The 21,671-nt window shown below is 58.2% G+C and carries 24 protein-coding genes; 14 read left to right on the top strand and 10 right to left on the bottom strand.

Features of this window, described 5'->3' with window-relative positions:
- Window positions 1-27 precede the first annotated feature (27 nt).
- Both MMS95_RS16675 and MMS95_RS16680 read right to left on the bottom strand, forming a co-directional pair.
- Window positions 28-1,620 carry an ABC-F family ATPase gene (locus tag MMS95_RS16675; RefSeq protein ID WP_048322591.1) on the bottom strand — a complete coding sequence of 531 codons (1,593 nt, stop codon included), beginning with the start codon at window positions 1,618-1,620 and terminating at the stop codon, window positions 28-30.
- A gap of 136 nt (window positions 1,621-1,756) precedes the next feature.
- On the bottom strand, window positions 1,757-1,984 hold the full coding sequence (locus MMS95_RS16680; protein WP_004939015.1) for a tautomerase family protein: 228 nt from the start codon (window positions 1,982-1,984) through the stop codon (window positions 1,757-1,759).
- 63 nt (window positions 1,985-2,047) lie between these two features.
- Between MMS95_RS16680 and MMS95_RS16685 the strand changes: the two genes are divergently transcribed.
- Together MMS95_RS16685 and MMS95_RS16690 are read left to right on the top strand one after the other, a co-directional pair.
- A complete protein-coding gene (locus MMS95_RS16685) occupies window positions 2,048-2,515 on the top strand; it encodes a helix-turn-helix domain-containing protein (protein WP_156865363.1) in 468 nt (155 codons plus the stop codon).
- Between the two features lie 58 nt (window positions 2,516-2,573).
- Window positions 2,574-3,005, top strand: coding sequence for a hypothetical protein (locus tag MMS95_RS16690; protein ID WP_242141968.1), 432 nt, complete (start codon window positions 2,574-2,576; stop codon window positions 3,003-3,005).
- Here the strand turns inward: MMS95_RS16690 and cynR are convergent.
- A complete protein-coding gene (gene cynR / locus MMS95_RS16695; protein ID WP_156865361.1) occupies window positions 2,929-3,879 on the bottom strand; it encodes a transcriptional regulator CynR in 951 nt (316 codons plus the stop codon). The genes MMS95_RS16690 and cynR overlap by 77 nt on opposite strands.
- 110 nt (window positions 3,880-3,989) lie before the next feature.
- On the opposite strand from cynR, the gene MMS95_RS16700 reads away from it, so the two are divergent.
- The 4 genes from MMS95_RS16700 to MMS95_RS16715 all read left to right on the top strand — a co-directional run bounded on the left by MMS95_RS16700 (window position 3,990) and on the right by MMS95_RS16715 (window position 6,193).
- Window positions 3,990-4,643 (top strand): carbonic anhydrase, encoded by a 654-nt coding sequence (locus MMS95_RS16700; protein ID WP_015377194.1) that lies wholly within the window; start codon window positions 3,990-3,992, stop codon window positions 4,641-4,643.
- Window positions 4,644-4,662: 19 nt separating this feature from the next.
- A complete protein-coding gene (cynS, locus tag MMS95_RS16705) occupies window positions 4,663-5,133 on the top strand; it encodes a cyanase (RefSeq protein ID WP_004939029.1) in 471 nt (156 codons plus the stop codon).
- 233 nt (window positions 5,134-5,366) lie between these two features.
- Window positions 5,367-5,624 (top strand): YjhX family toxin, encoded by a 258-nt coding sequence (locus MMS95_RS16710; protein ID WP_004939031.1) that lies wholly within the window; start codon window positions 5,367-5,369, stop codon window positions 5,622-5,624.
- 62 nt (window positions 5,625-5,686) lie between these two features.
- Complete coding sequence (locus MMS95_RS16715; protein ID WP_242141970.1) at window positions 5,687-6,193, top strand: N-acetyltransferase; 507 nt, start codon at window positions 5,687-5,689, stop codon at window positions 6,191-6,193.
- Window positions 6,194-6,225: 32 nt separating this feature from the next.
- Here the strand turns inward: MMS95_RS16715 and MMS95_RS16720 are convergent, their stop codons facing one another.
- Together MMS95_RS16720 and MMS95_RS16725 are read right to left on the bottom strand one after the other, a co-directional pair.
- Window positions 6,226-6,723, bottom strand: a complete 498-nt coding sequence (locus MMS95_RS16720; RefSeq protein ID WP_015377192.1) for an ATP-binding protein — start codon at window positions 6,721-6,723, stop codon at window positions 6,226-6,228.
- A gap of 168 nt (window positions 6,724-6,891) precedes the next feature.
- Window positions 6,892-7,788 (bottom strand): LysR family transcriptional regulator, encoded by an 897-nt coding sequence (locus tag MMS95_RS16725; protein WP_242141972.1) that lies wholly within the window; start codon window positions 7,786-7,788, stop codon window positions 6,892-6,894.
- Between the two features lie 132 nt (window positions 7,789-7,920).
- Between MMS95_RS16725 and MMS95_RS16730 the strand changes: the two genes are divergently transcribed.
- Window positions 7,921-8,652, top strand: a complete 732-nt coding sequence (locus MMS95_RS16730; RefSeq protein ID WP_015377190.1) for an isochorismatase family protein — start codon at window positions 7,921-7,923, stop codon at window positions 8,650-8,652.
- A gap of 32 nt (window positions 8,653-8,684) precedes the next feature.
- On the opposite strand, the gene MMS95_RS16735 is transcribed toward MMS95_RS16730, so the two are convergent.
- Entirely contained in the window at window positions 8,685-9,032 is a 348-nt protein-coding gene (locus MMS95_RS16735; protein WP_242141973.1) for an antibiotic biosynthesis monooxygenase, read from the bottom strand.
- A gap of 175 nt (window positions 9,033-9,207) precedes the next feature.
- Between MMS95_RS16735 and MMS95_RS16740 the strand changes: the two genes are divergently transcribed.
- The 5 genes from MMS95_RS16740 to MMS95_RS16760 all read left to right on the top strand — a co-directional run bounded on the left by MMS95_RS16740 (window position 9,208) and on the right by MMS95_RS16760 (window position 14,937).
- Window positions 9,208-9,891, top strand: coding sequence for a metalloregulator ArsR/SmtB family transcription factor (locus tag MMS95_RS16740; protein ID WP_033633731.1), 684 nt, complete (start codon window positions 9,208-9,210; stop codon window positions 9,889-9,891).
- 74 nt (window positions 9,892-9,965) lie between these two features.
- The gene (locus MMS95_RS16745; protein WP_004939065.1) at window positions 9,966-10,673 is read left to right on the top strand and encodes a glutathione S-transferase N-terminal domain-containing protein; all 708 of its coding nucleotides are present in this window, start codon (window positions 9,966-9,968) and stop codon (window positions 10,671-10,673) included.
- 131 nt (window positions 10,674-10,804) lie between these two features.
- The gene (phoA, locus tag MMS95_RS16750) at window positions 10,805-12,232 is read left to right on the top strand and encodes an alkaline phosphatase (protein ID WP_242141975.1); all 1,428 of its coding nucleotides are present in this window, start codon (window positions 10,805-10,807) and stop codon (window positions 12,230-12,232) included.
- A 460-nt stretch (window positions 12,233-12,692) separates the two neighbouring features.
- Complete coding sequence (locus MMS95_RS16755) at window positions 12,693-14,273, top strand: malate:quinone oxidoreductase (protein ID WP_015377186.1); 1,581 nt, start codon at window positions 12,693-12,695, stop codon at window positions 14,271-14,273.
- Between the two features lie 205 nt (window positions 14,274-14,478).
- Entirely contained in the window at window positions 14,479-14,937 is a 459-nt protein-coding gene (locus MMS95_RS16760) for a helix-turn-helix domain-containing protein (protein WP_004939075.1), read from the top strand.
- Between the two features lie 76 nt (window positions 14,938-15,013).
- On the opposite strand, the gene MMS95_RS16765 is transcribed toward MMS95_RS16760, so the two are convergent.
- The 4 genes from MMS95_RS16765 to MMS95_RS16780 form a co-directional block, all read right to left on the bottom strand.
- Window positions 15,014-16,054: a fimbrial protein gene (locus MMS95_RS16765; RefSeq protein WP_016928480.1), complete on the bottom strand. Its 1,041-nt coding sequence runs from the start codon at window positions 16,052-16,054 to the stop codon at window positions 15,014-15,016.
- 11 nt (window positions 16,055-16,065) lie between these two features.
- On the bottom strand, window positions 16,066-18,681 hold the full coding sequence (locus MMS95_RS16770) for a fimbria/pilus outer membrane usher protein (RefSeq protein WP_033633736.1): 2,616 nt from the start codon (window positions 18,679-18,681) through the stop codon (window positions 16,066-16,068).
- A 27-nt stretch (window positions 18,682-18,708) separates the two neighbouring features.
- Window positions 18,709-19,392: a molecular chaperone gene (locus MMS95_RS16775; protein ID WP_004939085.1), complete on the bottom strand. Its 684-nt coding sequence runs from the start codon at window positions 19,390-19,392 to the stop codon at window positions 18,709-18,711.
- Between the two features lie 66 nt (window positions 19,393-19,458).
- Window positions 19,459-19,986: a fimbrial protein gene (locus MMS95_RS16780; protein WP_004939088.1), complete on the bottom strand. Its 528-nt coding sequence runs from the start codon at window positions 19,984-19,986 to the stop codon at window positions 19,459-19,461.
- A gap of 514 nt (window positions 19,987-20,500) precedes the next feature.
- On the opposite strand from MMS95_RS16780, the gene MMS95_RS16785 reads away from it, so the two are divergent.
- Both MMS95_RS16785 and MMS95_RS16790 read left to right on the top strand, forming a co-directional pair.
- Window positions 20,501-21,217: an EAL domain-containing protein gene (locus MMS95_RS16785; RefSeq protein WP_004939091.1), complete on the top strand. Its 717-nt coding sequence runs from the start codon at window positions 20,501-20,503 to the stop codon at window positions 21,215-21,217.
- Between the two features lie 21 nt (window positions 21,218-21,238).
- Window positions 21,239-21,671: LuxR family transcriptional regulator (locus tag MMS95_RS16790; protein ID WP_242141976.1), on the top strand; the 433-nt coding region annotated here is incomplete at its 3' end.

Consider the following 21,671-nt stretch of genomic DNA (forward strand, 5'->3'; position numbering starts at 1 on the left):
TCCCGCCCTGATGCGTTGCCGCGAGGGTTACACGATACCCTGGCTGCGCAGATAGTCTTCGTAGTTGCCGGTAAAGTCGATCACCTTGTTCGGGGTGATTTCCAGAATGCGCGTCGCCAGCGAGCTGACGAACTCACGGTCGTGGGAGACGAAGATCAGCGTGCCTTCGTACATCTCCAGCGCCATGTTCAGCGATTCGATGGATTCCATATCCAGGTGGTTGGTCGGTTCGTCCATCACCAGAATATTCGGGCGCTGCATCATCAGCTTGCCGAACAGCATGCGGCCCTTCTCACCACCGGACAGCACCTTCACTTTTTTCTTGATGTCGTCCTGGCTGAACAGCAGACGGCCCAGCACGCTGCGCACCGCCTGCTCGTCGTCTTTTTCCTGCTTCCACTGGCTCATCCAGTCGAACACGCTCAGGGTGTCGTCGAACTCGTATTCGTGATCCTGCGCGTAGTAACCGATACGGGCGTTTTCTGACCACTTGACGGTGCCGCTGTCCGGCTGCGCGTCGCCCACCAGCGTTTTCAGCAGGGTGGTTTTACCGATGCCGTTGGCGCCCAGCACCGCGACCTTCTCGCCCACTTCCACCATCAGGTTCAGCTTGCTGAACAGCGGGCCTTCGTCGAAGCCCTTGGTGAGCGCTTCCACTTCCAGCGCGTTACGGAACAGCTTCTTGTCCTGCTCGAAGCGGATGAACGGGTTCTGGCGGCTGGAGGCTTTCACCTCTTCCAGTTGGATCTTGTCGATCTGGCGGGCGCGGGAAGTGGCCTGCTTAGATTTGGAGGCGTTGGCGCTGAAGCGGCTGACGAACGATTGCAGCTCGCTGATCTGCGCCTTCTTCTTGGCGTTGTCCGCCAGCAGACGCTCGCGCGCCTGGGTGGCGGCGGTCATGTATTCGTCGTAGTTGCCCGGATAAACGCGCAGTTCGCCGTAGTCCAGATCCGCCATGTGGGTGCAGACCATGTTCAGGAAGTGACGGTCGTGCGAAATGATGATCATGGTGCTGTTGCGCTCGTTGAGCACGTTTTCCAGCCAGCGAATGGTGTCGATGTCCAGGTTGTTGGTCGGTTCGTCGAGCAGCAGGATTTCCGGATCGGAGAACAGCGCCTGCGCCAGCAACACGCGCAGCTTCCAGCCCGGCGCGATTTCGCTCATCGGGCCGTAGTGCTGCTCCACCGGAATACCCACGCCGAGCAACAGTTCGCCGGCGCGCGCTTCGGCGCTGTAGCCGTCCATTTCGCCGTAGGCCACTTCCAGATCGGCCACTTTATAGCCGTCTTCTTCGCTCATCTCCGCCATGGCGTAGATGCGGTCGCGCTCTTCCTTCACCGCCCACAGTTCGGTGTGGCCCATGATCACGGTGTCCAGCACGCTGTACTGCTCGAAGGCGAACTGATCCTGACGCAGTTTACCCAGGCGCTCGTTCGGATCGAGGAACACGTTGCCGCCGCTCGGCGCCAGATCGCCGCCGAGGATTTTCATAAAGGTGGACTTGCCGCAGCCGTTGGCGCCGATCAGGCCGTAACGGTTGCCGCCGCCGAATTTGACAGAGATGTTTTCAAACAACGGCTTGCTGCCGAACTGCATGGTGATGTTGTTAGTGCTTAACACAGCGCTCGCTCTTTATACATAGGGAATGTGATTTGGCGCGCATTATGCCACAACGGGGTGCAGAGATCGCGGGAAGTTTCGGTGACATTTTGAGCGCCTGCGGCATCCTATCCTTTTCGCAGGCAGCATAGTTGAATTAACGCGGCGGGAACTTCGCGGCAATCATCGCCGCCGTCGGCTGCACGCCGCCCAGGCTCCATTGTTCGGGCGCATGTTCATCGATTCTGACCCAAACCGACTGCCTGAACGCCGGATCGCCTCGCCCTTCTATCTCCACCAACAGATCGGTAATGCGGGACAGCAATTCGCTTTTTTGCCGTTCATCCAGCATGCCTTTCACCGTTTGCACATTAACAAATGGCATTATACTCTCCTTGAATATAGATAAGTCTAAAAACAAGACTTAGACTAGCGAAGGAAAATGCCCATGTCAAAATCTCCCGATCTCCCTACCGTTTCTCTTGCCCTGTGCGGGCTGGCGCAGGCCGCGGACCTGCTTGGCGATCGCTGGACGTTGCTGATCCTGCGCGAATCATTCTACGGCGTTCGCCGTTTTGAAGAGCTGCGCGAGAATATCGGCGCTTCGCGCCAGGCGTTGAGCAATCGTCTGAATGCCATGGTAGAACAAGAACTGTTGGCCAAACGCGCTTACCGGGAGCCGGGCGAGCGTGAGCGACATGAATATGTCTTGACGGACAAGGGACGCAGCCTGGGGCCCATCCTGGTTGCGCTGATGGCATGGGGCCACCGGCATATTCTGCATGACACCCCCCACGTTCAACTGGTGGATAAACACAGCGGGCTGCCGGTGCAGCTGGCATTTATCGATGCGCAGGCCCGCGTGGTGCCTGAAGACGCGCTGCAAATGTCGGCCGTTGAGCTCCCCCGGGCCTGACTTACGCATTCTGGTCTAAGCTTGATACCAGACTGATTTAGGACAAGGATGCTGACCCATGCCACACCTCTATAACACCGCGCTGCTGATCGGCGCCGCGCTGAGCGCCATCGCCGCCCTGCTGCATATTTGGGTGATCGCCGCCGGGCCGCGCGGCTATCGGCTGTGCGGCGCCGGCGATCGCTTCATTAAGGCGGCGGAAGCGGGTAAAAAGTTCCCGGCCGTCGTCACCGCCGGTATCGCGCTGGTGCTGTTTATTTGGGCGTTGTATGCGCTATCCGGCGCGGGCCTGATCGCGCCGCTGCCGCTTCTGCGGCCCGCGCTGTTTATCATCACCTTTATCTACCTGCTGCGCGGCGTCGCCGGCCCTTTCGCCCTGCGCGATACCGGCCGCAGCCAACGCTTTATCATCGTCAGCTCGCTGATTTGCCTCGGTTTCGGACTGGTGCATCTGCTGGGGATGATGCAGCGCTGGGGGGCGTTGGCGTAACGCCCTGTTGCTGCAATACGGCAATAAACGCCTGTGCTGCGGCGCTGCGGTAAGCGCCTTGGCGCTGCAGCAACACCGCCTGCCGAGCCGGCATGGCGTTGGCCAGCGCCACCTTTTTCAACTGCCGGTTCTCGCGCGCAATGGCGGCCGGCAACAGCGTGGCGAGCTGCCCCCGCCGCACGATCTCGACGATGGCACCCAGCGCATTGGCCTCCACCGCCACCAGCGGCCGGAAACCGAGCTGCGTGCAGTAGCGATCGATAAACTGGCGCGTGGCGAAATCGCCGCTCAGCAAGGCCAGCGGCAGATGTCGCCACTCCGCCAGCGTCAGCGGCCGACGCCGCGCAGCCAGGGGATGATCGGCGCCGACCATCAGCTCCAGCGTCTCGCTGAACAACGGCGTGGCTTCCACCTCCGCCGACTGCGCCATCTCGAAGGCAATCCCCAGATCCAACCTATCCTGCGCCAGCAACGCCTCGATCCGCTCTTGCGCCATCTCCTCAATGCTCAGCGTAATCCCCGGATAGCGGCGGTAGAACGCATCGATCGCCGGCCCCACCAGATAGGCGGTGAACGTCGGCGTCATCGCCAGCCGCAGATGGCCGCGCGCCAGCGTCGCCACGTCATGGATCGCCCGCGCGCCGGCGTCCAGATCCTGCAGCGCCAGCCGCGCATAGCGCATCCAGGCTTCACCGGCGTCGGTCAGCTGCACCCTTCTGCCGCTGCGATCGAACAGCGGCGCTCCCAGCGCATCCTCCAGCTGTTTGATCTGCTGCGACAAGGTCGGTTGCGAGACGTGCAGCGCTTCAGCGGCGCGGGTGAAACTGCCCTGTTCGGCCACGGCCAGAAAATAACGGATATGTCGCAGCAGCATAGCGCCCCAACTATTAGTAATACCTATAGCCAGCATTATAAATGGGTCTTAGACCCTATAGCCAGAAGCGTTCATCATGCCGTCATCGCTTACCCCCTGGGAGAAAAACAATGAAAGAGGTAATTGAGGGCTTCCTGAAGTTCCAGCGCGAAGCCTTTGTTGAACGCACGGCGCTGTTTCAGCGGCTGGCGACCCGCCAAAATCCGCGTACGCTGTTTATCTCGTGTTCCGACAGCCGCCTGGTGCCGGAGCTGGTCACCCAGCGCGAGCCGGGCGATCTGTTCGTTATCCGCAATGCCGGCAACATCGTGCCTTCTTTCGGCCCCGAACCCGGCGGGGTGACCGCCTCGGTCGAGTACGCGGTCGCCGCGCTGGGCGTGGAAGATATCGTGATCTGCGGCCATTCCGACTGCGGCGCGATGACCGCCATCGCCACCTGCCAATGTCTGGATCACCTGCCAACGGTCGCCGGCTGGCTGCGTTACGCCGATTCCGCCAAGGCGGTCAATCAGGCTTATCCGCACGCCTGCGACGAAGCGCGGGTCGCGTCGATGGTGCGCGAGAACGTCATCGCCCAACTCAACAACATCAAAACGCACCCTTCCGTCGCCCTGGCGCTGGATCAGGGCCGCCTGACGCTGCACGGCTGGGTCTATGACATCGCCAGCGGCGCTATCGAGGCGCTGGACGGCGAAACCCGCCGCTTCGTGCCGCTCGCCACCCATCCCGAGGTGACCGCCACGCCGGCGATCGCCCGTTTTTAAGCCAACAAAAGGAGCCAACATGACACACTCTCTGCATAACGCCGCCCCGCGCGAAGCGCTCACCGACACCATCATGGCCGCCAAGATCCGCCATAACCTGACGTTCGAAGCGCTGGCCGAGGGCACCGGCCTCAGCCTGGCGTTTGTCACCGCCGCCCTACTCGGGCAGCATGCGCTGCCGGAACCGGCAGCGCGCACCGTGGCGGCCAAGCTGGGGCTGGATGAAGAAGCGGTGCAGCTGCTGCAAACCATCCCGCTGCGCGGCAGCATTCCCGGCGGCGTGCCGACCGACCCGACCATTTATCGTTTCTATGAAATGCTGCAGGTCTACGGCTCCACGCTGAAAGCGCTGGTGCACGAGCAGTTTGGCGACGGCATCATCAGCGCCATCAACTTCAAGCTGGATATCAAGAAGGTCGCCGATCCGGACGGCGGCGAACGCGCGGTGATCACCCTGGACGGCAAATACCTGCCGACCAAACCTTTCTGATTGGCCTTGCGCCGGCGGCCCGCGTCGCCGGCAAATTGACAGCCAACCGGCCATTGGCTACATTAACTGCGCTTAAACGCCGTCCTGGCGTTTTTCACTGCCCGAGGCCTGTATGTTGGAGATTGTAACCACCCGATAGTCGCTTCCTTGCCGCATGGCGAGGGACTCTGACGTATCCGACGCGCGTTTGCGCGGGGATGCGCGTATCTGGGGTTATTACAGGATCTCCCAACATGAACATTTCCAAAGCGGAACAACGCGTGCTGCACGTGTTGGCCAAAGGCGGCTATATCGCCTTCACCCGCAACGACGCCGGTCGCGTCACCCACGTCGAATGCTACACCCGCGAAGGGCTCGGCCTGGCCGACTGCTCGCTGGCCGTTTTCACCAAGCTCAAAACCAAACGCCTGATCCTCTCTCGCCAGGGGCGCCCTTATCGCGTCACCTTCGCCGGGCTCAAGGCCGTGCGGGCGCAGCTGGATAACCGTTAATCATCGATACCGGCCGGGCAGGCAGCCCGGTCGGCACAGCGTTATTGAATCAGGATACAACCATGAACATCACGTTACGCCACGAAACGCCGGCCGACGTCGGCGCCATCGCCACCCTGACCGCCGCCGCATTCCTGCACGCCGAACACAGCAGCCACACCGAGCAGTTTATCGTCAATGCGCTGCGCGCGGCGGGAGCCCTCACCCTGTCGCTGGTCGCCGAGCACAATGGCACACCGCTCGGGCACGCGTCCGTCTCACCGGTCGCACTCAGCAACGGCGCCGTCGGTTGGTTCGGGCTGGCGCCGATATCGGTGCTGCCGGCCTGTCAGAACCTGGGGATCGGCAGCCGGCTTATTCGCCGGCTGCTGGCCGAGCTGCAGGAACGCGGCGCCGCAGGCTGCGTGGTGCTGGGCGAGCCGAGCTATTACGGCCGTTTCGGCTTCCAGGCGCAGGACGCGCTGACCCTGCCGGGCGTGCCACAAGACTACTTCCGCGCCATCGCCTTCCAGGGCGCGCTGCCGTGCGCGGAAGTCGCATTCCACAACGCGTTTAACGCCGAAGCCTAACCCTGTTGCCGGCGCCGTCATGGCGCCGGTTTTCAGTCCCGTTCGCCATAACGCAAGATAGTCATCCCTTCCTCTTCCGCCGGGGGAACAAAATACTGCGCCAGGTGCTCAAACTCCGCCTCGCTCAGTGTAAACGGGTGTTCGCCGCGCGCATTTCTCAGCGTTATCCGGTTCAGGCACTGCGCATGGCTGACGTCGAGAAAGTGCAGGCAGTGCGCGACGCCGGCCTCCTCCGCCAAGGCTTTGGCCCAGCGCCGCCTGTCCGGCGTATTCATCGGGAAATCGAGCGCCACGGACCAACCGCCGCGCAGCAGCTGAACGAGGTGCCCGCCCAGCGCCCGCCGCAACCGGTCGGAGCAGCGCGCGTAGTCTTGCAGGCTGGCCATCTCCTGTTCATACAGCGTCGCCAGCCACGCATCTTCGCTCAGCAACAGCGTTTGCGGCTGCTGGGCCAAACGCTGCGCCAACGTCGATTTGCCTGCGCCGGCCTTGCCGCACATCAGGTGTAAAACTGCAGGGTAGGTTTTCATGACGTTCTCCGGTCGTTGCCGGAAGGGGATAAAAAAACCCGCCTGCCGGCGGGTTTTTATTGGCGACACACGCGCTACCCCACCCTCTGGAGAAGGGTGATAATAATTTGCGCGAATGGGCGGTAGGATTTTTTCATAGCTAATGAATATGACAACCGTACGCCGTTGTCAATTCGCCGTCATCAATCCATGCTCTCGCACAAACTCGGTGAATAAACTCACTTTCTGCTGCACATGCCGGCGCGTCGGGTAAACCGCGAAGACCTGATGCACGTCGGCAATCTGTTCAGGGAACAGCCGCACCAGCCTGCCGGCGGCGATCTCGGGATCCGCCACGAACGACGGCAGCGAACCGATGCCCAATCCCGCCACCAACATATCCCGCAGCATCAGGCTGTTGTTGGCGATCAACCGGGGAGTGAACGCCACGCTCAGGCTCTCCTCGCCGGCGGTGAACTGCCACTGCCCCGGCCTTTCCGCCAGGGAATAGGCCAGACAGCTGTGTCGCTGTAATTCATTCGGCGTTTGCGGCATGCCGTGCTGCGCCAAATAGCCGGGCGCGGCGCAAATTCGCTGGTGCACTTCACCCAGCGCCCGGGCGATGAGGGAAGAGTCCGGCAGCCGTCGGCGAATGCGCAAGGAAATATCGAAACCAGCCGCCACTACGTCCAATACCCTGTCGTCCAGCGTCAGTTCCACCTGCAACTGCGGGTAACGTTGCATAAACAGCGGCAACAGCGGCGACAGCACCGTCAGGCCGAATGAGAGCGGCGCATTGACCCGCAGCGTGCCGGAGACCTGCTGCGCGCTGGCGGCAACCGTCTGTTCCAGCGCGTCGAACTCGCCGAGCAACCGACAGGCTTCCTGGTAATAGATCTGCCCGGCTTCGGTCAGGCTCATGCTGCGGGTGGTGCGCACGAGCAACAGCGTCCCCAGCCGGCTTTCCAACTGCTTAATCTGCTTGCTCAACGCCGCCGGCGTGATCGCCAGATCCTCCGCCGCCTTATAGAAACTGTTGCGCTCAACCACGCGGCGAAAGGCGCGCATCGCCAGTAGCACGTCCATATTATGTCCTGATAGTTAATTATAAATTCAATAAAACACAGATTATTAACCAAAACAACCTAAGTAGACTTTATCCAACCGCTTCCCTGAGTGGTAAGTGAATTTAATCTACTGATAATCATGGAGTTAATAATGAAAAAGACCCTGTTCGCCCTGATGCTCGGCCTGAGCGCCGCCACCGCCCCCGTCGCCGCGCTGGCGCAATCCCCCGCCGCCGATAGCCGCCAGGCGGGTTATGTGCAGCCGCTGACCGCCGACAACAGCCTGTTGCTGTTGGTCGATCTGCAGGACATGTTCGGCATGACCATTTCCTCTATCGATCAAACCAATCTGGTGAATAACGCCGCCGGCATCGCCAAGGCCGCCAAGGTGTTCAACGTGCCGACCATTCTGGCCTCGGCCAACGCCAAAAGCTTCGCCGGGCCGGTATTCCAGCAGGTGACGCAGGCACGCCCGGACCTGCAGGTGTACGACCGCACCGCCATCAACGTCTGGCAGGATCGGCGCGTGGTGGATCTGATCAAACAATCCGGCCGCAAGAAAATCATCATCGGCGGGCTGTGGACCGCCAGTTGCGTGATGTTGCCGGCGCTGTCCGCCCTGGGCGAGGGGTATGAGGTTTATATCCTGTCGGACGTCACCGGCGACATTACGCCAGACAGCCAAAACAACGCCATGCAGCGTCTGGTTCAGGCGGGCGCCACGCCCATCAACTGGGTAGCGTTGATGCTGGAATGGCAGCAGGACTGGAGCCGTAAAGCCACGGCGGGGGGCGTATTGCAGATCGCTCGCGACCACGGCGCCGCCTGGGGGATGGGCGCCAGCTACGCCGGGGCGATGAAGGTGGGCAGCGAGGCGAAATAGCGGGTGAAAGCCCGCCGGCGGCGGGCTTTTTCTCAGGTACGGTGATAACAACGGCTATCCTGCGGCGCCTGGTCGCGACTCTCCAGCCCGTAGTCCCGCACCACCTCCGCCACCCGCAGCCGATACTGCGCCAGCACCTCGCCACGGCCGCGCGCCTGCGCCGCCCGGTGCTGCTCGAGATTGCGCCACTGCTGCACCGCCGTTTCGTCGCGCCAGAAGGAGAGCGACAGCAGGCGCGCAGGATCGGCCAGGCTTTGAAAGCGCTCGATGGAAATGAATCCGTCGATCTGCGCCAGCAGCGGCTTCAGCTCCGCCGCCAACGTCAGATAGGTATCGCGCTGCCCGTCGGCAGCCTGCAGTTCAAAAATCACGGCAATCATCCTCGTCTCCTCTCAACGGTAAAATTCCGGCACGCGCGCATTGAGCGAACGGCGCCACTGCACCGATTTCAGCGCCCGCTCATCAATATCCAGCGGACACGGGCGCACAGCACCAGAATGCGATAGCCACAGGCTAGCGATGGACGCGCCGTCATACTTCGTCTAACCTCGAAGTATGCATAACATCGAGATAGAAGATCGTTTAGCGGCGCTGAGCGCCGCCATCGCCGACCGCACCCGGGCGCGCATGCTGTGCCTGTTGATGGACGGGCGCGCCTACACCGCCACCGAGCTCAGCGCGGCGGTCGAGGTCGCCCCGTCTACCGCCAGCGCACATCTGGCGAAGCTGCTGGAGCAGCGGCTGATTGCCTGCGTCAAACAGGGGCGCTATCGCTATTTTCGGCTGGCCGGGCAACCGGTGGCCGCAGCGCTGGAGGGTCTGATGGCGCTGGCGGGCGTGCCGCGCCCGTCGGTGAAAAGCAGCACGCCCACCTCGCTGCAATATGCTCGCACCTGTTACGACCATATGGCGGGCGAGGTGGCGGTGAAGCTGCACGATCGGCTGCATGCGCTGAACTGGCTGACCGGCGAAGAAGACTACCGGTTAAGCGACGTCGGTCAGGCCGCGCTGGCTCGGCTGGGCGTCGATTGCTCCCCCGCTCCCACCCGCCGCCGCTTCGCCTGCGGCTGCCTGGACTGGAGCGAACGCCGCTCTCACCTCGGTGGCGCGCTGGGCGCCGCGCTGTTAGCCGCCTTTATCCAACGCGGCTGGATCGTCCGCCGGCTCGACAGCCGCGAACTGCAGCTGCCCCCCGCCGGTAAAAAAGCGCTGGCCGCACATTTTGACCTCACGGTGTAACCCGGCGGCGGGGTAGTTTTACTGCAATACTCAAGGGGTACGCTTAAGCGACCCCGCCAACCCGAGGAGTTTCCATGCTCGATTCCACTCAATTCCCGATCGTCAAACGCTGGCCGGCTCAGCACCCGGAACGGCTGCAGCTCTACTCTCTGCCGACGCCGAACGGCGTCAAAGTGTCCATCATGCTGGAAGAGATCGGCCTGCCTTATGAAGCGCACCTGATCGACATCGGCAACAACGAGACCTGGACGCCGGAATTCCTGGCGCTGAACCCGAACGGCAAGATCCCGGCGATCATCGATCCCGACGGCCCCGGCGGCCGGCCGCTGCCGCTGTTCGAATCCGGCGCCATTCTGCTCTACCTGGCGGAAAAGAGCGGCCGTTTCCTGCCGCAGGATCCGGCGCAGCGTTATGAGACCATTCAGTGGGTGTTCTTCCAGATGGCCGCCGTCGGCCCAATGTTCGGCCAGCTCGGTTTCTTCCACAAATTCGCCGGGCGCGAATATGAAGACAAGCGGCCGCTGGAGCGTTACAAGAATGAATCGAAACGCCTGCTCGGCGTATTGGAAACGCGCCTTGAAGGCCGCGACTGGATCATGGGCGCGGACTACACCATCGCCGATATCTCGCTGCTGGGCTGGGTGCGTAACCTGATCGGCTTCTATGAGGCGCGCGAGCTGGTGGCGTTCGACAGTTTCCCGCGCGTCGCGCAGTGGCTGGAGCGCGGTTTGGCGCGGCCGGCGGTGCAGCGCGGGCTGGCTATCCCGGCGCGCGCGGCCTGATCGTCAAACGGGATGGCCGCCGGGCCGTCCCGTCTTTCATTGTCATAAAATTGTCATCCCTCTGCTCTACTCTCCTTTCGTAACAATTTGATGTTATTTACATTGTTGTATTACGACAAGGAGCTTACCCCATGCAACCTGCTGTATCTCTGATCGCCGGCGCCGTGCTGTCCGCCCTGCTCTGTTCCTCCGCCATCGCGGCGGAAACCTCGGCCAATGCCGATGGCCTGACCGAGCGCGCCGCGCGCGGCAACCTCGCCGAACCGGGCGGCGCCCGTCGTCTGACCGGCGATCAGACCGCCGCGCTGAAGGCGTCGCTGTCGGACAAAACGGCGAAAAACGTGATTCTGCTGATCGGCGACGGCATGGGGGATTCCGAGATCACCGCCGCGCGCAACTACGCTGAAGGCGCAGGCGGTTACTTCAAGGGCATCGACGCTCTGCCGCTGACCGGGCAATACACCCACTACTCGCTGGACAAGAAAACCCACAAGCCGGATTACGTGACCGATTCCGCCGCCTCCGCCACCGCCTGGGCCACCGGGGTGAAAACCTATAACGGCGCGCTCGGCGTGGACGTGAACGGCAAAGATCAGCCGACGCTGCTGGAGATCGCCAAGGCGGCCGGCAAGGCCACCGGCAACGTCTCCACCGCCGAGTTGCAAGACGCTACGCCGGCGGCGCTGGTGTCGCACGTCACCTCGCGCAAATGCTACGGCCCGGAGGAAACCAGCGAGAAATGCGCCGCTAACGCGCTGGAAAACGGTGGCCGCGGCTCCATCACCGAGCAGTTGCTGAAAACCCGCGCCGACGTCACGCTGGGCGGCGGCGCAAAGTCCTTCAACCAGCTGGCGAAAAGCGGCGAATGGCAAGGAAAATCGCTGAAAGATCAGGCGGCAGCGCAGGGTTACCAGTGGGTGAGCAACGCGGATGAGCTGCAGGCCGTTACGCTGGCCAACCAGCAAAAACCGCTGCTGGGTCTGTTCGCCGACGGCAACATGCCGGTGCGCTGGCTGGGGCCGAAAGCCAGCTATCACGGCAACCTCGACAAGCCGGCGGTAACCTGCGAAAACAACCCGGCGCGCACCGCGGCCACGCCAACGCTGGCGGCGATGACCGAAAAAGCGATCGCGCTGTTGAAAGATAACCCGAACGGCTTCTTCCTGCAGGTAGAGGGCGCGTCGATCGATAAGCAGGATCACGCCGCTAACCCGTGCGGGCAGATTGGTGAAACCGTCGATCTGGACGAAGCGGTGCAAAAAGCGCTGGCCTTCGCCCGCGCCGACGGCAACACGCTGGTGATCGTCACCGCCGACCATGCGCACGCCAGCCAGATCGTCGCCGCCGACGCCAAAGCGCCGGGCCTGACCCAGATGCTGACCACCAAAGACGGCGCGCCGATGACCCTCAGCTACGGCAACTCGGAAGAAGAGTCGCAGGGGCACACCGGCACCCAATTGCGCGTCGCGGCCTACGGCCCGCACGCCGCCAACGTGGTGGGATTGACCGATCAGACCGATCTGTTCTTCACCATGCGCGATGCGATGGGCATCAAATAACCGCCTTCTGCACGATGGCCGCCCGCAACGGCGGCCATTTATTATTGGTTACCGATAGGTATTTGCAATTTAACCGCAATTATTGTGTGATAACGAAATAACGTTTAATTGCGCGACAATTAACCCCCGAAAATAACGCGGTTATACGACCTTTCTTCCCTCTTTGTTTATTACTGCGACAGCAACCGGCCTATTTTTGCTTATATTCATTTTTTTTAGTTACAAAAGTAGTTTTTAACATTCTCGCAAACAATAATACCCCGCCAGTAACGTGAACCGATCAATTTGCATCCGGACGGCCTGCAATAGTTCACTTTTCGTTAAAAACCCTATTAACAAAAAGGCATTATTGCTGCCTATCGGCTCACGCCGGGCGGTCGGCTTCATTATTTCCAGGGTAACTCCCGCTAAATTCTTTCACCTGCAATGAGTAGAATTTACACACAAGAGATTTAATTCAATGAGAAAATTACTCGTCCTGATTTTCAGTCTCAGCCTGTTTGGCGTTACGCAACAGGCGGCGGCTGAAGAGAAGAATAAAACCGTCGACGTGGTGTTGATCGGCGGCGGCATCATGAGCGCCACCTTGGGTACCTATCTGCATGAGCTGGAGCCGACCTGGACCATCGACATGTACGAGCGCATGAACGGCGTGGCGGAAGAGAGCTCCAATGGCTGGAACAACGCCGGTACCGGCCACTCCGCCTTCAGCGAAATGAACTACACGCCGGAAAAAGCCGATGGCACCATCGACATCAGCAAGGCGGTGAAGGTCAACGAGTCTTTCGAAATCTCCCGTCAGTTCTGGTCTTATCAGGTGAAAAACAATGTCCTGAAAGATCCGAAATCCTTCATTAACAGCGTGCCGCACATGAGCTTCGTGTGGGGCGACGACAACGTCAACTTCCTGCGTAAACGCTACGCGGCGCTGCAGCACAGCACCCTGTTCCGCGGCATGGAATACTCCGAAGACCCTGCGCAAATCAAACAGTGGGCGCCACTGGTGATGAACGGCCGCGATCCGGCGCAGAAAATCGCCGCGACCCGCATGCCGTTGGGCACCGACGTTAACTTCGGCGTGATCACCCACCAGTTGGTTGACGCACTGAGCGCCAGCGACAAGTTCAAGCTGAACCTGAGCCACGAAGTGCGCGACATCAAGCGCAACGCCGACCAGACCTGGAGCGTAACCGTTGCCGATCTGAACCGCGACGGTAAAGAAACCACCGTTAACGCCAAGTTCGTGTTCATCGGTGCAGGCGGCGCGTCCCTGACCCTGCTGCAGAAATCCGGCATCCCTGAGGCCGACGGTTACGGCGGCTTCCCGGTCGGCGGCCAGTTCCTGGTCACCACCAACCCGGAGATCGCCAACCAGCACCTGGCCAAAGTGTATGGCCTGGCCAGCGTAGGTTCGCCGCCGATGTCCGTGCCGCACCTGGATACCCGCATGCTGGACGGCAAGCGCGTGCTGCTGTTCGGGCCGTTCGCCACCTTCTCCAGCAAGTTCCTGAAGAACGGTTCGCTGTTTGATCTGCTGCACTCGCTGAGCACCTCGAACCTGATGCCGATGACCCACGTCGGTCTGGATAACTTCGATCTGGTGAAATATTTGGTCGGCCAGCTGATGATGAACGACGACGATCGCTTCGCCGCATTGAAAGAGTACTTCCCGGACGCCAAGCAGGAAGACTGGAAGCTGTGGACCGCAGGCCAGCGCGTACAGATCATCAAGAAAGACGCGGATAAAGGCGGCGTGCTGCAGTTCGGCACCGAAGTCGTCAGCTCTGAAGACGGCAGCATCGCCGCTCTGCTGGGCGCTTCGCCGGGCGCTTCCACCGCTGCGCCAATCATGCTGCACCTGATGGAAACCGTGTTCAAAGACAAAGTGGCGACGCCGGAATGGCAGAGCAAGCTGAAAGAGATCATCCCGTCCTACGGCCACAAGCTGAACGGCGATATCGAGATGACCAACAAGATCCGCGGTTACACCAGCAGCGTGCTGGGTCTGAACTACATTGAAGTGAAACCGGAAACTAACTGATTTTCCGTCACTTCCTACTGAAAAGGCCGCTTTATGCGGCCTTTCTTTTATTCCCCTGCCGTTCAAAGAGCATTTTTGGCCACCTTTTTATCCCCGGCTTACCCTTGCGTAACGGCGTAGTCACGCCTATTATCAAAGCATATTCTTGGATAATTAAGCTAAGTCACTGTGACCTGAATGTCGTTTTTGCGGGAGAACTAAAACCATGGATCGCGTCAATATCATTCACGATTTACTAGACTGGATTGAAACTCATCTGGATCAGCCGCTGCTGCTGGATAACGTCGCCGCCAAGTCGGGCTACTCCAAATGGCACCTGCAGCGCATGTTCCGCAGCACCACCGGCCACGCGCTCGGCAGCTATATCCGCGAGCGGCGCCTGTCGCAGGCGGCGCAGGCGTTGCGCTCCACCCCACGCCCGATCCTGGATATCGCCCTGCAATACCATTTCGACTCTCAGCCTTCGTTCTCGCGCGCCTTCAAGAAACAGTTCGGCAAAACCCCGGCAGTGTATCGCCGCACCACCCGCTGGGACGTCGCAGAATGGCCGGCGCAGCCGATAGAAATGCAGGCCGAACCGCGCCATGATGCCCCCACGCTGCCCCGTTGGTACGCCGGCAAACCGCCGGAAGGCGTTTGCACCAGCTGGATGGGGCTGCGTTAATCAGCGCGGTATAAGGCACAAAAAAGGGTTCAGTTCGCGAGAACTGAACCCTTTCTTTTATTGACCAGGCACCGAATTATTTGAAGGTAACGTCAATATTCGCCGATGCGCTGAACGGCCCCACTTTCGGGTTGGTGCTCAACCATTTCAGGCTGGCCATAAAGTTCTTTTCAACGATGGTGCCGTTGACCAGGCCCAGATCGACCGGGCTGTTCATCATGATCGGCGTATTTGGCGTCGCCGCCTGCGAGATCAAAATACCGAAGCCGCTGTCGCTGGTCGGCAGGATCACGCTGTTATCCTGCAGCGGATAAGTACTGCTGAAGCTGGCCTGCAGCGTCTCCCCCTGGCAGTCCTGTCCGGTCGTCGGATCGGACATATTGGCGGCAACCGAGAATGGCACCTGTTTCTCGATTTTGCCCACCACCGCATTCTGACGCGGGATAGTGCCGAAATTCACCGTCGAACCGTTGTTGGCCACCACGGTGATTTTCGGGTTGCAGGAAATAAACTGAATGTTGCCCAGCCCGGAAATGTAGGCGTTAAAGTTGCTGTTCGGCGTGCCGTTCAAGCCGCCGACGCCATCAACCTGAAATACCGAGTACGAGTTGTTGTCGTTGATCTTGCCGCCGGCCGGCGGCGCCTTGCCGGTTGCTTTAATATAGATGGCGTAAGACACGGTTACCGTCAGCGATCTGGCCGGAGACAAACAACGGCTGCCCGAACGACGGCATTCCGTGCCGGGACCGACGTCCTGACGTGCGCCTTTAGTCGGCTTGACATCGATCCCCTGATAAGTGACACCCACTTCGATCGAATTATGGATCTGACTCATCCGGGACTGCGGATCCCAGTACAGGTAGGCATTTTCCCCTTTCGGGTTGTTCCAGTCATCCGTACATTGGAAGGTCGAGGTAAAGGTCTGCGAACGCCACAGCAACGCGCCCGGCGCGGTATTGGCGGTCGACACCTTGATGGCTTTATCCAGCACGATATCCTGGCGAATGCTGCCGTTCTGCTTACACGACAGCGCATAGCTGCTCTGCGAAAACGCGCCCAGCGTGACCAGCAGCCCAGCCGCCAACCCGAGATTCTTATGCTTTAACAAAGAAGACATATCCTTTCCTTTTACGGTTTTCCGCAGGTCAGCGAAAGTTCCTGATAACCCATCAACTGTTCGGTCGCCGCTTTCAATTCCGGCACCACCAGTGAGCAGCTTTCGCCCGCGTCGTTGCCCCATTTCACCAGCAGACGATCCCCTGCGGAGGCACCTGAGATATAAATATCGCCGTTGGTACCGACAGTACCGTTGTTCTTGCCGTCCGCACTGAAGACGTTGGCGCCAATCGGCGGTACGCTGCCGTCGGCCATCTTGCTGTGTACCAACAGGCTTTGGCCCGTGTGCGTTTCAAACTTCACGCGGGTGATTGCGCCGTAAGTCGGCACCACGTCTCTTGCCGCCATCGGGATATCCAGGCCGTTGCCGATATCTTCGGTGCGCAACGCCACGCGGTTATGGCGGTATGGCGACGCAGAGGTCATCACCGCGTAACCGAAGCGGTCGATGGCGACGCCGGGTTGGTTTTCGATACGAACGCCCTTGGCGTCTTTGGCTTCCACCAGCACAAACGTATTCTGCAGCGGCTGGGTCAACGTCACGCCGCCGGAGTGTGCGACGATACCGCCCGCCACGCCCAACGAAGACTGCTGATAATCTTTGCTGTAGCTATAACCGGCATTGATGGTCCCCATGCTGCCCTGATAACCGACGTTGGCCGAGCTGGTTTGGCCCGAATAACGATCATGGCCGCTTTGCACCGCATAGTTCAAGCGGTTGTCATCCAGCGCGGTGCCGCTCAGGCCGGCGCTGTAGGTGTTGCCGCTCTGCTTGCTGTGGCCGGCGTTGAAGCTGGCGGTCATGTCCGACGAATCCTTGCTGAAGAAGCTGAACGGAATCGATACGGTCAGGTTGACGCTGCGGTCTTTATAGCCGTAGTTGCTGCGGCTGTCCTGATAAAAGACGCCATAGCTGATATTTTTATAGCTGCTGTTAAAACCGGTTTGTACGGTGCGGTCTTCGCCGGATCCGCCCCAGTAAGACTGGTTGCTAAGGTTGGCGTACAGCGTCGAATTACCGGCGATGCGCTGGTTGACAGACAGCTCAACGCGCTGGCGTTTGTTGTTGAAACGGCTGGTGTAATAGCTGCGGCGGCGAGATTCCGCCCAGTCCGGCACGCCCAGGTTGCGATCGTTTTGATCGTAGTAATCGTTACGGTAATAACCGTTCTCATAGCGTTCGCGCTCGGCAACCGCATCGGAGAAATCATAATAACCGGAGGTCGAGTAACGGTAACCGGCAATGCGGAATTCCGTCCCCCAATCGTTGAGCGACTTGGAATACAGGAAACGGAAACTCTCCCCCTGCTTGTCATCGCCGTTCACCAGGTTGGTGTCGGAATAGGACATATCAAAAGAGACAGCCCCCCAGTTCCCCAGGTTTTTACCGAGGCCCACGACCGCTGAACGGTAGTTTTCCGCCACCAGCACGCCACCGTAAGGCGTGATGTCATACGCCATACCATGCGACAAGGTGCCTTGGACAAACTTGGGCTGATAGCGGCTGGTGCCGTCGTGGTATTTACCGGCGGTCAGCTGATAGTTCCAAATCCCTTCGCGCAGCATGTTCGGCACCGAGGAGAACGGCACGACGAAAGAGGTTCTCGAACCGTTGGCTTCGATAACCGTCACGTCCAGGTTACCGCTCAGGGTGCTTGGGAAAATGTCCGTCAGTGCAAACGGCCCTGGCGGCACGTTGGTGCTGTAAATGGTATAGCCGTTCTGACGCACTTCAACGCGCGCGTTGGTCGTCGCCACACCGCGCACCACCGGCGCATAGCCGCGCTGGCTTTCCGGCAGCATGTCGTCGGCGCTGGACATCTGCACACCGCGGAACTGAATGCTGTCGAACACATTGTTATTGGTGTTGGTCTGGCCGATCACCAGACGGCTGCGCAGAGAAACGATGTCCGTTTCCGCCCAGCTGGAAATGTTCTTCCAATGCGTACCGGCGCCCGACTGTTGGTTCAACGTCGAGTTGTTGCGCAGGCGCCAATCGCCAATATTGAGGCCATTGTTAAGGCTCAGGAAGTAATAGTCGGAAGTCTTGTCGTTCTGGTTGTTGCCGTAGCGGTTATGAGTGCCGCTAAAGTTATAGTTAACAAAGCCGGCATTGATGCCGCGATCGTAAACTTTCGGCGAAATGGCACCTTGCGGGCGCGGGATCAGAAACACCTGCGGCACTTCCAGATCCATACGCTGTACGGCGGCGTCATAGCTCAGCTTGGCGCCGGAGATCTGTTGTGGCAATGCGTAGCATTGCGCGGCACCGGCGGTGGTCAGATCGCCGGGCAGCTTTACGCCGTAATCCTGATAGTCCGCGGCCGTCAGGCACGGCGCTACCGGAGAGTCTTTGGATTCTTTCTTGAATTCGATTTCGCGGTGATCGATACGCTGCCCGTTGAGATAGATATCAAACGGATATTTACCCGGCAGAATGTCATCCCCGCTGGCCAACGACGCCACCTGGGCGATATTGTCATCGCCATGGATGAAGGAGGTGTTGAACTGCTCCTCCGCCATGGCCATATGTGAGAATGAAAAAGGCACAGCAGAAAAATAAATTACACCATTAATCAGCTTCACCAAACGTTTTGGCGCGAGGGTTGTTATTCTTTTGTGTGCCATTTCTTTCATTCCTTGAAGTGCTTCAAATCAATTCAGTGCGACGTTTTTAATCTCGGTGTGACCGCCATAGTCGTTGATATAGGTAAACGACATATTGTTGGCTGATTGCGCCCCCTGAGGCAGGGAAATACGCAGGCTGTCGTGTGGCTTGACCATGTCGGCGTTCACTTTCCAGCTCTTGCCGCCGCTCTTCAGGTTCAAGACGCCCAGCGTGACGAACAGCGGGCCATCGTTAGTCACGACTAAATTGCCGCCCTGGCGCTTCCACTTCAGCGCTTCCGCCTGCTGTTGCAGGTTGGTTTTCAACGAATCCGGGCGATAGAACAGTTTGATACGAGTACGGATCGCCACCTGCAGCACGTTATCTTGCTTAGGCGTTGGCGGAATTTCCTGTACGTTGACCCAGAGCAGAGATTCTCTGTCCTGCGGCAAACCGCTGCCGGAATAGATAAAACGCAAAATGGCGTCTTTCTTGGCAGCCAGCTTCAAAATGGGTGGCGTCACCACGATCGGCAAATTCTTAGGCATCTGGCTTGCATCGCCAGTATCCAGCCAGGTTTGCACCATGTAGGTATCGTCGCTGTCATTGCTGATTGAGAGCGATGCGGATTTACTTGCACTGTTATAGATGACACGCGTCGCATCAACCTGAATGCCGGCAAAGGCATTAACAGAGAATGCGAATAAAATACCAGTCAGAATTTTTTTCATCGGAATGTCTCAACTCTCAAAATTTAGCCATCCTTGGCCAATAACTCTATCTATCCTGCCAGCGAATTATTTGTATTCGATGGTGAAGGTAGCGTTAGAGTTTGCCTGACCGGCAGTTACCAGATCCTGGAAGGATTTGTAACGAGCGCGCAGGTTGAAAGTCGCAGCGCCTGGGTTATCGCCATCAGCAGCAACAGTTACGGTAGCTGGGGTAGCCACTTCCTGAGAGATTGGCAGAGTAGAACCGTTGTTATCCAGAATTTCAACGCCAACGCCAGTCGCGCCGCCAGTTACAGCCAACAGCTCTGGGTGGCCGGCTGGGGTGTTACCGTCGAAACGCAGGGTGTAGTTACCCGCTTCACATTTCTCCAGGCTGATATCGAAAGCTTTAGCACCGCTGGTAGAACCGGCAGTTGGGAAAGCGGTGGTAGGATATTTACCCAGGTAAACTTCTTTATTCTGGTCTTTATCAACAACTTTACAGGTGGACTGTACAATTTCACCGGTGAATTTAACGTTGCCGTTTGCTGCCATTGCGTTGGAAGCAGTTGCAGACAATACCAGGGCAGCCAAAGGCAATAATACTTTTTTCATTTCCAGCTCCATAGAACAATAAAATAATCGATTCAGTGGCGGGCTTATATATATATTGCCGCCACTGAGCATACACTCAGCGATAGCACTCCCTTGCTGAAAAGGAGCGTTGCCTCGATGAACTCATTGCCGGACGAAATATAGACTAAGCATATTCTTAATGTTAAATCGTTTAAAACATTCATAAGCCCCCTCTTGATAGGAATAAACTATCGGCGGATACCTATCGATCGATGTTGACGATTCATATGAATAGGAATAATCTGTGTTTGGGAAAGCTGCAGAGTTCAAGATTTTGCGTTAAGGCCTGAAAATCAGAATATTATCCCGAATATTTACATTTAGTAACAGATTGCGACATTTGGACTTTGGCACGAATTACGCGTTTAATGGTCTGTCGACACGTTTCGGCCATCCTGACGCTTTAAATAAGAAATTTACCAATAAACCTGGAGTAACTTTCTTTTTAATCATTTAAAATCAACAAGTTAAATGTCAATCCAAGGATTGGGAAATGAGCGGTTCTTTCAGAGAGAAAAATAACGGCATTAATTATGTTTTTCAGCCAATGTTCGCGAAATCGGGACAATTGCTGGCCGTTGAATGTCTGTCTCGCTTTACGTTTAATAGCGAATATGCCCATTTTTCTCCTGAACAGTTCTTTCGTCACGCCGACAGCGCCACCCGGATTGAGATTTTGATGGATCAGATCAATCTGATCGATAAATACAAACACTGGTTTCATGAAAACCAAGTGATAGCCACTTTGAATGTTGACGATTATTCCCTGCAATCGCTGGCGAATAGTCACTTTGCCGAAAGAATTAATGCCCTGCGCTGTATTCATTTTGAGATCAGCGAGAATTCAACCCGGCTGGTGAAAGATCGCGTGCACGGCGATCCGTCATTGAATAGTTATTCATTTTGGCTCGATGATTTTGGTTCTGGCTATGCGGGTTTTTCCGCGTTGTACAACAGCCAGTTCCGCTTCGTTAAGCTCGATCGTTTTCTGCTCTGGGACTTTATGAAAAAGTCCGGCGGCGAGGGCTTGATGCGCGCGTTACTGCGCTTCTTTTACCTTAATCATTACAAGGTAATTATCGAAGGAGTTGAAACTCCCGAACACAAGAAATGGCTGGATGAAATGCCATATTACGCACTGCAGGGAAAGCTGTGGAAGGAATCCAGCATCAAGGATTTGAACTCGCTTCTTACAGCTGAATACTTTTAACTCGGTATTGGTGTTTGCCCTATGTCTAAAAACAACGTTCTTGTGATTAGTGAGTGTAAGTACAGCTATGTTGGCCTGTCGGTGCTGCTGAAGAAACATTACGGCGCCTACGATATCCGCCTGTTTTCTGATTTCATGCACGGCGGCGCTAAAGCAGAGAAGATCACCAAGCACGATATCGCGCTGATTTTCACCTCGCAAAACCTGGAACAGAGCGTCAACGTGATCGAAAGCCTGGTGTCCCTGCACCAGCAATACAACAGCAAGACGCGCCTGCTGGTGTTCTATGACGACGAGCGCGTCGTGAAACTGCTGTCGATCCTGGGGATTTCCGTTGAATTGGTCTCTACCCGCATTCCGCTTTATTCGCTGCAGGAAAAAATCCAGCGGCTGCTGGAAAGCAAAGAACCGGGCGGTATCCGGGTGCAGAAAACCCGCGAGCTCAGCCCGGCGG

It is taken from the genome of Serratia sp. PGPR-27 (genome assembly GCF_022678525.1).
Taxonomy (GTDB): domain Bacteria; phylum Pseudomonadota; class Gammaproteobacteria; order Enterobacterales; family Enterobacteriaceae; genus Serratia; species Serratia nematodiphila.